Origin of the sequence: Corallococcus sp. CA047B (assembly GCF_003612065.1) — a bacterium.
GTDB lineage: Bacteria > Myxococcota > Myxococcia > Myxococcales > Myxococcaceae > Corallococcus > Corallococcus praedator.
In genome coordinates, this window is sequence record NZ_RAWD01000319.1 from 1 (window position 1) to 10,740 (window position 10,740).

Annotated in this window: 9 protein-coding genes and 1 pseudogene; 5 read left to right on the forward strand and 5 right to left on the reverse strand. The window is 68.7% G+C overall.

Annotated elements, in window-relative coordinates; all coding sequences use genetic code 11:
* A pseudogene (locus tag D7X74_RS33800) lies at positions 1-208 on the reverse strand (hypothetical protein); the annotation flags it as partial.
* Between the two features lie 162 nt (positions 209-370).
* Here D7X74_RS33800 and D7X74_RS33805 point away from each other — a divergent pair.
* Positions 371-2,593 carry a bifunctional (p)ppGpp synthetase/guanosine-3',5'-bis(diphosphate) 3'-pyrophosphohydrolase gene (locus tag D7X74_RS33805; protein ID WP_120537126.1) on the forward strand — a complete coding sequence of 741 codons (2,223 nt, stop codon included), beginning with the start codon at positions 371-373 and terminating at the stop codon, positions 2,591-2,593.
* 85 nt (positions 2,594-2,678) lie between these two features.
* Positions 2,679-3,065, forward strand: a complete 387-nt coding sequence (locus D7X74_RS33810; RefSeq protein ID WP_120537127.1) for a RidA family protein — start codon at positions 2,679-2,681, stop codon at positions 3,063-3,065.
* Positions 3,066-3,192: 127 nt separating this feature from the next.
* Here D7X74_RS33810 and D7X74_RS33815 read toward each other — a convergent pair whose 3' ends face one another.
* Entirely contained in the window at positions 3,193-5,151 is a 1,959-nt protein-coding gene (locus D7X74_RS33815; protein ID WP_120537134.1) for a thioredoxin domain-containing protein, read from the reverse strand.
* Between the two features lie 236 nt (positions 5,152-5,387).
* On the opposite strand from D7X74_RS33815, the gene D7X74_RS33820 reads away from it, so the two are divergent.
* On the forward strand, positions 5,388-5,618 hold the full coding sequence (locus D7X74_RS33820; RefSeq protein ID WP_120537128.1) for a sulfurtransferase TusA family protein: 231 nt from the start codon (positions 5,388-5,390) through the stop codon (positions 5,616-5,618).
* Between the two features lie 19 nt (positions 5,619-5,637).
* Here the strand turns inward: D7X74_RS33820 and D7X74_RS33825 are convergent, their stop codons facing one another.
* Both D7X74_RS33825 and D7X74_RS33830 read right to left on the reverse strand, forming a co-directional pair.
* A complete protein-coding gene (locus tag D7X74_RS33825) occupies positions 5,638-6,549 on the reverse strand; it encodes an ABC transporter ATP-binding protein (RefSeq protein ID WP_120537129.1) in 912 nt (303 codons plus the stop codon).
* Positions 6,546-7,415: an ABC transporter permease gene (locus D7X74_RS33830; RefSeq protein WP_120537130.1), complete on the reverse strand. Its 870-nt coding sequence runs from the start codon at positions 7,413-7,415 to the stop codon at positions 6,546-6,548. Before D7X74_RS33830 ends, D7X74_RS33825 begins: the two co-directional genes overlap by 4 nt.
* A gap of 168 nt (positions 7,416-7,583) precedes the next feature.
* On the opposite strand from D7X74_RS33830, the gene D7X74_RS33835 reads away from it, so the two are divergent.
* The gene (locus tag D7X74_RS33835) at positions 7,584-9,164 is read left to right on the forward strand and encodes a penicillin-binding transpeptidase domain-containing protein (protein WP_120537131.1); all 1,581 of its coding nucleotides are present in this window, start codon (positions 7,584-7,586) and stop codon (positions 9,162-9,164) included.
* Here D7X74_RS33835 and D7X74_RS33840 read toward each other — a convergent pair whose 3' ends face one another.
* Positions 9,165-10,355, reverse strand: coding sequence for a DUF4388 domain-containing protein (locus D7X74_RS33840; RefSeq protein WP_120537132.1), 1,191 nt, complete (start codon positions 10,353-10,355; stop codon positions 9,165-9,167).
* A 21-nt stretch (positions 10,356-10,376) separates the two neighbouring features.
* Between D7X74_RS33840 and D7X74_RS33845 the strand changes: the two genes are divergently transcribed.
* The gene (locus D7X74_RS33845) at positions 10,377-10,655 is read left to right on the forward strand and encodes a glutaredoxin family protein (RefSeq protein ID WP_120537133.1); all 279 of its coding nucleotides are present in this window, start codon (positions 10,377-10,379) and stop codon (positions 10,653-10,655) included.
* Positions 10,656-10,740 lie beyond the last annotated feature (85 nt).

Sequence of the window (10,740 nt, forward strand, 5' to 3'; positions counted from 1 at the left end):
CTCCGGGGCGCGGGAAGCTGGCCACCGCGGCGGGGCGGCCCGGCGGCGGCGTCACCGGCCGCATCACGGGCGCCGGCGTCTGGCGGGGCGCGGGAGCGGCCTTCTCCAGTGCCTGGCCGCAGAGCACACAGGTGGCCGAGCGCGGCGGGTTGTACCCGTCACAGTTCGGGCAGACCACCGGGAGCGCGGACAACAGGAGCTGAGACATGGACTTGGGGCCAATCTAGGGGCGCGTGAAACGTCGGGTCAATGAAAGCCGGCAAGCCGGCCAGCACCCGCGCTACAGGCTCCAACGCCCGTGAAGGAAGTACGATGTTCCAGGGGAACGTTGCCCCTGCTGTTTGAGGCAGTTACGATTGCCACCGCCTCGATGATTCGCCTGAACGACATCCTGCAGCGGGTTGCGTCGTACCACCCGGACCCCGACCTGGACATCATCAAGAAGGCGTACGTCTACTCGGCCAAGGTCCACCAGGGGCAGCTCCGGAAGTCCGGTGAGCCCTACCTGATTCACCCCCTGGAGGTGGCGGGCATCCTCGCGGAGCTCAAGCTGGACGAGGCGTCCATCGTCACCGGCCTGCTCCACGACACCATCGAGGACACGCTCGCCACCGCCGAGGAGCTGACGGAGCTGTTCGGGCCGGAGGTCGCCCAGCTCGTGGACGGCGTGACGAAGCTGTCCAAGTTCTCCGCGTCCGCGACGCTCTCCCAGGAGGAGAAGCAGGCGGAGAACTTCCGCAAGATGATCATCGCGATGGCGCAGGACATCCGCGTCATCCTCGTGAAGCTGGCCGACCGCACGCACAACATGCGGACGCTGGATCACATGTCCGAGGAGAAGCAGGCCCGCATCGGACAGGAGACGCTGGACATCTACGCGCCCCTGGCCAACCGGCTGGGCATCTCCTGGATCAAGACGGAGCTGGAGGACCTGTCCTTCCGCTACGTGAAGCCCCAGGAGTTCTTCGCGCTGGAGGAGCAGCTCAACAAGCGCAAGAAGGAGCGCGAGGCGTACATCGAGGACACGTGCGACCTGATGCGCGCCAAGCTCCAGGAGCGCGGGCTCAAGGGCGACGTCAGCGGCCGCTTCAAGCACGTCTACAGCATCTGGAAGAAGATCAAGTCGCAGGGCATCGACTTCGATCAGATCCACGACATCATCGCGTTCCGCATCATCGCGCCCGCCGTGCCCGCCTGCTACGAGGCGCTGGGCATGGTGCACCAGATGTGGAAGCCGGTGCCGGGGCGCTTCAAGGACTTCATCGCCATCCCGAAGCCCAACATGTACCAGTCCCTGCACACCACGGTGATTGGTCCGTTGAGCGAGCGCGTGGAGGTGCAGATCCGCACCGCGGAGATGCACAAGATCGCCGAAGAGGGCATCGCCGCGCACTGGGCCTACAAAGAGGGCCGCGCGCCCATCTCCAAGGACGATGAGAAGTTCGCCTGGCTGCGCCAGTTGATGGAGTGGCAGCAGGACCTCAAGGACCCCAAGGAGTTCCTCGAGACGGTGAAGGTGGACCTCTTCACCGATGAAGTCTTCGTCTTCACGCCCAAGGGCGACGTGCGAAGCCTGCCGCGCGGGGCGACGCCGGTGGACTTCGCGTACGCCATCCACTCGGACGTGGGCGGCCGGTGCGTGGGCGCCAAGGTGAACGGGAAGATCGTCCCCCTGCGCTACAAGCTGAAGAACGGCGACACGGTGGAGGTGCTCACCAGCCCGCAGGCGCACCCGTCCAAGGACTGGCTCACCTTCGTCAAGACGAGCCGCGCGCAGCAGCGCATCCGCGGCTTCATCAAGCAGCAGCAGCGGGACAAGAGCCTGCAACTGGGCCGCGAGTTGGTGGAGCGCGAGTTCAAGCGCTTCCAGCTCAACTTCAACAAGCAGATGAAGTCCGGCGAGCTCAAGAAGGTCGCCGAGGAGCTGGGCTTCCGCGTCGAGGACGACCTGCTGGTGGCCATCGGCTACGGCAAGGTGACGCCGCAGCAGTTGGTGCAGCGCATCGTGCCGCAGGACAAGCTGGCGCAGGCGGAGCCGCCCCCGCGGCCGGACGCCAGCAACGGGAATGGCAACGGCAACGGGACGGGCAACACGTCCATGCTGCCGGGCCTGTCGCGCATGACGGACCTGGCCAAGCGGCTGGTGGGCCGCAACAGCCGCAGCGGCGTCCAGATTGGCGGCGTGGACGACGTGCTGGTGCGCTTCGGACGCTGTTGCAACCCCGTTCCCGGGGACCCCATCGCGGGGTTCATTACCCGGGGGCGGGGCGTGACGGTGCACACGGTGGGGTGTGAGAAGGCGCTGGCCACCGACCCCGAGCGGCGCGTGGACGTGTCCTGGGACGTGAAGGGCGACTTCAAGCGGCCCGTCACGTTGCGCGTGCTGACGGCGGACCGGCCGGGCCTGCTGGCGGACATCACCCACACGTTCTCCAAGAAGAGCGTCAACATCTCCCAGGCGAACTGCCGGGCCACCGGCGATGACCGGGCGGTGAACACCTTCGAGGTCACCATCTCCGACCTCAAGCAGCTCACGGACCTGATGCGCTCCATCGAGCGTTTGACGGGCGTCTACTCCGTCGAGCGAATCTAGCCCCGGCCCGGATGTGCTACAGCGCGCGGCGGACCCGCGGCCCCTGCTGTCCTTTTCGGGGCCGCCTCAACGCGAGGTGTGCTGCATGGCGCGCAAGGCAATCCACTCCGACGACGCCCCCAAGGCCATTGGCCCTTACTCCCAGGCCGTGCAGGTGGACGCCGGGAAGCTGACGTTCCTGTCCGGGCAGATTCCCCTGGACCCCAAGACGATGGAGATCGTCCCCGGTGACGTCGCCGCGCAGGCCGAGCGCGTGATGGAGAACCTCAAGGCGGTGCTCGCCGCCAGCGGCCTGGACTTCTCCCACGTCGTGCGCTGCACCATCTTCCTCACCGACCTGGGCGACTTCGCCAAGGTGAACGAGGTGTACGGCCGCGCCTTCACCGGCGCGCCCCCGGCCCGCGCCACCGTGCAGGTGTCCGCGCTGCCGCGCGGCTCCAAGGTGGAGATCGACGCCATCGCCGTCTCCTGACGTCTCCGGGCCCCCAGGCTCCGGAGTTCCAGGGACGCAAGCGACGCTGGAAACACGAAGGCCGTCGGTTCCCGCTGTGGGAGCCGACGGCCTCGCGTGCTTCAGGCTGTGTTGGAGCGGAAGCGGACTACTTCGCGTCCGCCGCGATCGCCACGCCGGCCTTCTTCAGCTCCTCGTCGATGACGCGCTTGAAGGCGTCGAAGGGCTGGGCGCCCACGAGGGTGCGGCCGTTGACGAAGAAGGTGGGCGTGCCGTTCGCGCCCAGGGCGGAACCGGTGGCCATGTCCGCTTCGATCTGCGCGTCGAACTTGCCGCTGTCCAGGGCGGACTTGAACTTCGGCATGTCCAGCTTCAGCTCCTGCGCGTACTTCTCCAGGGACGCGCGATCCAACGCGCGCTGGTTGGCGAAGAGCTTGTCGTGCATCGCCCAGAACTTGCCCTGCTCGTGCGCGGCCATGGAGGCCTGCGCGGCGAGCTTCGCGTGCTGGTGGAAGGGCAGCGGCTGGTGCTTGAAGGCGATCTTCACCTTGCCCTCGTAGGCCTTCTCCACCTGCTCGAGGGTCGGCACCGCGCGGCTGCAGAACGGGCACTCGAAGTCGGACCAGGCGACGATGGTCACCGGGGCCTTGGCGGGACCGCGCACCGGGGCGTTGCCCACGTCCACCTTCTGCACGGCCGGCTCGGCGGGCGCCGCGGGGGCGGCCGGAGCGGCGTTCACGTTGTCCTGGTTCAGCTTGGCGTACAGGTCCTCCGCCTTGGTGCCGGCGGCGAGCGCCTTGTCGGCCTTGGCGATCTCCTCGTCGATGAGGGGCTTGAAGGCCTCGAAGGGCTGCGCGCCCGACAGGAAGCGGCCGTTGATGAAGAAGGCCGGCGTGCCGTTGGCGCCCACCGCGCTGCCGGCTTCGGAATCCGCCGCCACCTTCGCGTTGAACTTGCCGCTGTCCAGGGCGGACTTGAACTTCGCCATGTCCAGCTTCAGCTCCTCGGCGTACTTCTCCAGGGAGGCGCGGTCCAGCGCGCGCTGGTTGGCGAAGAGCTTGTCGTGCATCGCCCAGAACTTGCCCTGCTCGTGCGCGGCGAGCGACGCCTGGGCGGCGATCTTCGCGTTCGCGTGCATGGGCAGGGGCTGCTGACGGAACACCACGCGCACGTCCTTGCCGTAGGTCTCCTTGATGCGGGTCAGCGTGGGCACCGCGCGGCTGCAGAACGGGCACTCGAAGTCGGACCACTCCACGATGGTGACCTTCGCGGTGGTCGGGCCGAACGACGGCGCGTCCGCGGGGATCTCGATCTTCTTGGCGGCGGCCGGGGCGGGCTCCGCGTTGCCCTGGGGGCGCGACGGGGCGCGCTCGACGCCCTTCTCGATGATGCGCGCGTAGACCTGACCGGGGGCGACGCCGCTCTTCACCAGGCCTTCGGCCTTGGCGAGCTCCTCGTCGATGAGGCCCTTGAAGTTCTCGATGGGCTGCGCGCCCGACAGGAAGCGGCCGTTGATGAAGAAGGCCGGCGTGCCGTTGGCGCCCAGCTGCGAGGCCAGGGCCTGTTCCTTGGCGATGACGTCGGACAGGCGGGACGCGGTCATGTCCTCCTTCCACTTGGCGACATCCAGACCGATCTCACGCGCGTACTTCTCCAGGCTCTCCCCATCCAGCTTCTTCTGGTTGGCGAAGAGCAGGTCGTGCATGTCCCAGTACTTGCCCTGCTCACCGGCCGCGAGCGCCGCGAGGGCCGCGGGCTTGGCGTGCGGGTGGAAGGACAGCGGGTTCTGGCGCATCACCACGCGCAGCTTGCTGCCGTAGTCCTTCTGGAGCTGCACGACGGTGTTGTGCGCGCGGCTGCAGAACGGGCACTCGTAGTCGGAGAACTCCACCAGGGTGACGAGCGCGTTGACGCTGCCCTTCACCGGGGCGCCTTCGACGGGCACCTTGAAGACGGTGGGGTCCACCTGGCGCGCGCCGGGCTTGGCCGCCTGCGCGACGGTGGGCGAGTTGCCAGGGGTGGTGGTTTTCGAGCCGCTGGCGGCACGGCCGCCAACGAACCCGAGCACCAGGCCCACCAACAGGGCCACGATGACATTGGGCTTCATGGGTTGGGAATGCTCCTGCGCCATAGGTCCGACTCCGAGGGGGCCCAAGCGGGTGTCTGGGTAGGGAAAGGGCGGGGTACTTAACAGAGGGAATTCCAGACACGCAAGCCGCGATGACCGCCTGCGTCCGCCACATCCAGAGGCCCCGAAGGGGCGGACAACGACGCGGGGTGGATCAAAATTCCCTCTCATGACGGACCCGTGTGCGTTCGGGGTCCATGACAGGATGCGAGCCCATGGAAGCTGGTGTGCGCGTGGATACGTCCGGGGCCTTCTGCCCGGTGCCCATCCTGGAGATCGCGAAGGCGATGCGGCGCCTTCCGCCCGGGACGCTGGTGGAGCTGGTGTCCACCGACCGGGGGCTGGAGGCGGACCTGCCCGCGTGGTGCGAGGCGACCGGCAATGAACTCGTGCGCCTGGAGCGGCGGGGCACCCACTATGTGGGCTGGGTGCGCAAGGCGGGGTGAGCGTCCGTGGGGGGCGGGCCTACAGGAGCTGGAGCACGCGGTCTTCCAGGCGGCGGCCCCGGCTGACGCCGAGAATCAACGTCTGGTGCTGGATGAGGTGGCCCACGGTGCGGCTGATGACCTCCTCGGCCTTGTGGGCCTGGCCGTCGAAGCGCACGCACAGCACGTCGGTGCCCTCCATGCGCGCGCCGATGACGCCGGGCAGAGAGGTGATCTCCGGGATGATGACGTCGCCCCGGGCGATCTGGACGCGGAACTCGGCGCCCTGGCCGGTGAGCTCGGACATGGTGCCGGCCTGCGCGAGCGAACCCTTGTCGAGGATGGCGGCCGCGTCGCACAGCTCCTCCAGCTCCTGGAGGTTGTGGCTGGAGACGACGACGGTCTGCGTGCCCTTCATGTCCTTGATGACCTGACGCACCTGGGCGGCGATGCGCGGATCCAGGCCGGCGGTGGGCTCATCCAGCAGCACGAGGGGAGGGCGCCCCATGAGGGCCTGGGCCATGGCGGCCCGCTTGGCCATGCCGTGGCTGAGTGCCTGGGTCTGCACCTTCCAGGCCTCCATCAGGCCCACCTTCTCCAGGGCGCCGCGCGCTTCGTGCTCCGGCTGGGGCAGGTCCGACAGGCGGGCCCAGTACATGAGCAGCGAGCCCACCTCCCAGCCCGGTGGCAGCACCGCGTCCTGGGGCAGCGCGCCCACGCGGCCCTTGAGGGCGCCGGGCGTGGTGGGCGACACGCCCATCACCTTGAGCGAACCCTCCGAAGGGTAGAGGTAGCCGCACATCATGGAAAAGGTCGTCGTCTTGCCGGCGCCGTTGGGCCCGATGAGACCGAAGACGTCACCCTGGCGCACCTGGAGGCTCACCGCGTTGACGGCGACCTTGGGGCCGAAGCGCTTGGACACGCCCGACAGTTCAATGGCCAGCTCGCTCACAGGTCCCTCGTGCGCAGGACGCCATAGGCGCCCACCAGGAAGATGGCCGCGAAGGCGGCGTAGGCCGCGCCGCTGCCGGCGAACTCGGCGAGCTGCGGGTGCAGCAGGTTGCCCGAGTAGTAGGACGGGGACAGGTAGCGCACGAAGCGCACGGGGTTGGTGTCCTCCACCGCGCGCGAAACGGAGTCCATCAGCCAGAAGACGAACAGCAGGATGAAGTTGAAGACGAGGCTGACGGCGGGGCTGCGGAACAGGCTGGAGCACAGGGTGGTGAGGGCCACGTACGCCAGCGAGAACACGATGGTCGCGCCCCAGAACTTCAGGAGGTTCATCGCCAGCACCCCGAAGGCGAAGTCGGGGTTGAGGATGCGCGCGTAGACGAAGATGGCCAGGTCGATGACCAGCACCAGCCCCAGCAGCAGCGTGGCCTGGGAGAGGAACTTGCCCAGCAGCACCGACGAGCGGCGCGCGCGCACGGTGAGGTAGCGGATGGAGCGCGGGCCCACCTCGCCGCTCACCTGATCGAAGCCCATCAGCGCGATGTAGGCGGGGAGGAAGAAGAGGGTGAGCTTGAAGACGATGAGGACGACGATGGGCACCTGCGACAGCGCCTGCATCATCGCGGTGTCGTTGCTGGTGAGGAAGCCCAGCACCCCCTGATGCATCTGGTCCGCGGCGCGCGCGGCGGCTTCCGGGTCCGCTCCTTCCTCCATGAGCTTCGTGTTCACCTGGCCCTGCAGTTCGCGGGTGACGAAACCCACGACGAGCAGCACCAGCGCGGAGAACATGCTGTAGAGCCCGAGCAACACGAGCGCGCGGCCACTGCGCACCGCCCGGCGCAGCTCCGCGGCCCAGATCACCACCATCTCTTTAGGTCCGTCCAAGGTGCACAGGACCCTACTGGACCTCCGGTCACCTTCCCAGGTTTCTCCCGGACGAACCGAGCGGTCGAGGGAGCAAGCCGTGGACAGCGCGCCCTCAACGACTACGATTCGGCGGCCTGCTCCCTGCCCCCCCAAGGAGAGCCCCGACGCATGACGATTCGCCGCTTCCTCGCCGCCCTGCCGCTGTTCCCCCTCACGATGCTGCTGGGCGCCTCGGCCCCGGACGCTGGCGTCGCGCCGTCTCCGGCCGCCGCCCCTTCGGATGCCCAGACGCTGGCCGCGGCGGTGAACGCGCTGGACACGGACGCGGGCCCCGTGGGTGCTCGCGCCCTGGTGGAGAAGGTGGAGGCCGCGCAGCGCGCACCGTCCTCCACGGCGGCGGTGACAGCTCCGGACGCTCCGGTGGCCCAGGCTCCGGTGGCTCCGGATGCGGGCTCTCACCTCGCGTCCACTCCTGGCCCGGGCGGTGATGCGACCCCTGGCGCGCCCGCGGTTCCGGGCGGGCAGGGCGTGGACACGCGCCCCGTGGATGCTCGCGCGCTGGCGGAGGCGCTGGCCACGAAGAGCGACGTCTCCTTCGAGCCCGGCATGGTGCCGCCGTCGCCGGTGCCCTCGCGTGAGAAGGCGCCGCCGTTCGGCAAGATGCAGGGCCTGCCCCGGGCGCAGGACCTGGTGGCGCGCGCGAAGCTGGAGGGCAGCAAGCTCGTCGTGAAGGGGGGCAAGAGCGCGCCGGATCAGGTGCTCACCATCGACCCCGGCCTCCAGGCGTCCCTCACGAAGATCATGCAGAACTACCAGGTGCCCTACGGCGCCGCGGTGGTGCTGGAGCCCTCCACCGGCCGCGTCCTGGCGATGGCCGAGCACTCCGAGGCGAAGCCCGAGCTTCGCGGGCTGCCCGTGCGCGCGGTGTTCCCCGCCGCGAGCATCTTCAAGATCGTCACCGGCAGCGCGCTGCTGGAGGCCGGCGTGGCGCCGGAGACGGAGTCGTGCTTCCACGGCGGCAAGCGCAGCCTGTCCGAGCGGCAGTTGGAGGACACCGACCGCGACGGCGCCTGCTATTCGCTGGCGCTGGCCATGGGCAAGAGCGCCAACGTCATCTTCGCCAAGATGACGAACAAACACCTGAGCGCGGACGCCCTCAAGCGGATGGCCGCGCGCATGCGCTTCAACCGCGAGATCCCCTTCGCCCAGCCCCTGGACGTGTCGCTGGCGTACATCCCGGAGGACGGCTTCGCGCTGGCCAACACCGGCGCGGGCTTCGGGGACGTGTACCTGTCACCGCTGCACGGCGCGCTGCTGGCCGCGGTCGCCGCGAACGAGGGCCGCTGGGTGGATCCGGTGCTGGTGGAGCCGGAGCCCTTCATGCCCCTGCCGGAGCCGGAGCCCGTGCTCACGCCCACCGCCGCGCACGCCCTCACGCGCATGCTGGAGGAGACCGTCACCCACGGCACCGCGCGCGCCGTGTTCCGCGAGCGCGGCTTCCAGGTGAAGGACGCCGTGGGCAAGACGGGCACCCTCGCGGACCGCGAGCCCTTCCGCGACTACTCGTGGTTCGTCGGCTTCGCGCCCAAGGACAACCCCCGCGTGGCCGTGGCCGCCCTCATCGTCAATGAGCCCAAGTGGCGCATCCGCGGCTCCTACCTGGGCCGCGAGGCCCTGCGGCTCGCCCTGGAGCGCATCCCCGCGCCCGTGGAAGTGACGGCCCCGGCCGGCGCCGCCGGCAAGCACTGATCAGGACAGCGGACGCAGGGTGAGCTTCACCAGCTCCGTGTCCACGAATCCCTGGAAGAACTTCAGCGCTTCCAGCTCCTGCAACGGCGAGACGTGCACGATGGCCGCCACGTCCCGCTTCCCGTCGATGCGCGACAGCAGGTAGCGCTCCGGGGACGACAGGGGCAGCGTCTTCAGGTGCGGCGCGGACACCCGCAGCGTGGGCACGCGCGAGGGCTCCATCAGCGCCTTGCGCAGCTCCGCGAGCAGCCGGGCCTCCGCGTCGCGCAGCAGCTTCTGGGTGTGCTCGGACGGGGCGATTTCGTGCGCCCGCCGGGCCAGCGCCTCGCCGTCGCGCAGGTTGCCCGCGTCCAGGAAGAGCTGGGCGGCCTGGAGCACCTCGTCGGACGAGGACTCGGAGCCGATGACGCCGCCATTCTCGTCGTCGTCGTCCTCTTCCACCACCACCACGGTGGGCGTGTTGCGCTCCGGGGCGGGCAGGGGCGCTTCGTCGGACACCTTGAGCGCGTCCTGCCGGTAGAGGGCGTAGAGGCGCTGGTAGAGGAAGAAGTCCGTGGCGTGCAGCGCCAGCGCGATGCCGTCGATGCTCAGCCCTTCGCGCGCGAGCTGGACGATGCGGTCGTCCATGCTGCCGGCCTTGCGGTCGGCGAGCTTGCGCTCGTCCACTTCCAGCCGCACCCCACCAGAGGGGAACACCGCGCGGATGGCCTGCCAGGCCGTCTCCCGGAACTCGCCCTCGCGGTGCACGTCCAGCAGGTCCACGCTGACGTCCAGGCCCTCCAGCTCCGGGGCGTCGTCGGTGGCCCGGAAGTCGAAGCCGCCTTCCTCCCAGGTGAAGGCGTCCAGCAGCATCTCCCGGAACTTGTGGGAGAGCGTGGTGCGCACGGTGGCTTCCGTCACCGAGCCCGTCATCGTGAGAATCTTCCCCAGCAGGATGTGCGTCTCCGCCTGGGTGGCGAACGCGCGCTCCAGCTGGTCCTCCGTCAGGTGCCCCATGTTGATGAGGAACTGACCGAAGTATTCGCGCGGCTGGTTGGAGCTGGCGGTGATGACGTGGCCGTCGCGCAGGAGCAGCTGCTTGCGCACGTCTCCCCGCTCCACGTTCAGGGTGCCGGTGGCCCGGCGATTCCCGAGGTGGACGACCAGGTCCTTGAGGGGCATCGTCGAAAAATCACCAGACACGCCGCGCATCGAACGCCCATCCTGCAACGCATGCGTGTCGATATCTACTCGAAACCCAGGTGTTCCCTCTGTGAGAAGGCCCGCGCGGTGGTGGAGGAGGTGCGGACCCGCCTGCCCTTCGAGCTCTACGTCACCGACATCCTCCAGAGCCCGGACCTCTTCGAGACGTGGCGTTACGACATCCCCGTGGTCCTGATTGACGGCGTCCCCGCCTTCAAACACCGCGTGGAACCGGAGGTCCTCGAAGCGCGCCTCCGTGAGGTGATGAATGGCACACCCATTGCTAAAACCGTGGGCCAGGATGGGTAACAAAGTGCTCTTCTCCAAGAAATCCGGGGGGATACGAAGGGCGCAAAAGTGGCGGGGCTGTAAATCTGGGCGGTCGGGAGGGGCG